Origin of the sequence: Mesorhizobium sp. M0293 (genome assembly GCF_040321735.1) — a bacterium.
Lineage (GTDB): Bacteria > Pseudomonadota > Alphaproteobacteria > Rhizobiales > Rhizobiaceae > Mesorhizobium.
Genome location: NZ_JAMYSA010000319.1, coordinates 1 through 613, shown reverse-complemented (window position 1 = coordinate 613; position 613 = coordinate 1). Strand labels below are relative to the sequence as shown.

Sequence of the window (613 nt, the reverse complement as noted above, 5' to 3'; positions counted from 1 at the left end):
GGCCGGCGCGAGATCGAAGAGTTGATCGGCTTCTTCGTCAACACCCTGGCGCTTCGGCTGGACCTGTCGGGCCAGCCGAGCGTGTCGGAGCTATTGGAGCGGACGCGGCGCACGGCGCTGGCAGCGCAGGAGCATCAGGACCTGCCGTTCGAGCAGGTCGTCGAGATCGTGCAGCCGCCACGGCATCTTGATCACACGCCGCTGTTCCAGGTGATGTTGGCCTGGCAGAACAACGCCGTCGGGTCATTGGACCTGCCGGGGCTGAGTGTGGAAGCTGCCGGGGAGGGGTATGATCAGGTCAAGTTCGATCTGGAGCTGAGCCTTTGCGAGCGTGGCGAGGAGATCGCCGGAACGCTGGGTTATGCCACGGCGCTGTTCGATCAGGCGACGATCGAGCGGCAGCGTGGTTATCTGCTGGCGCTGCTGCGGGCGATGGCTGCCGATGCAGGCCAGCCGGTCGGCCGCATTGACATCCTGCCGGCCGCCGAGCGCACCTATCTGCTGGAGGATCTGAACCGGACGGCGGCGGCCTATCCGTCGCAGCGGTGCGTCCACGAGCTGTTCGAGGCGCAGGTGCGAAATGCGCCGGAGGCGGTGGCGGTGGTCCATGAGG

1 protein-coding gene is annotated in these 613 nt (G+C 66.6%); it reads left to right on the top strand.

The window, feature by feature from the left end:
* On the top strand, window positions 1-613 hold a 613-nt coding region (locus NKJ06_RS35680; protein WP_352812630.1), incomplete at both ends, for a condensation domain-containing protein.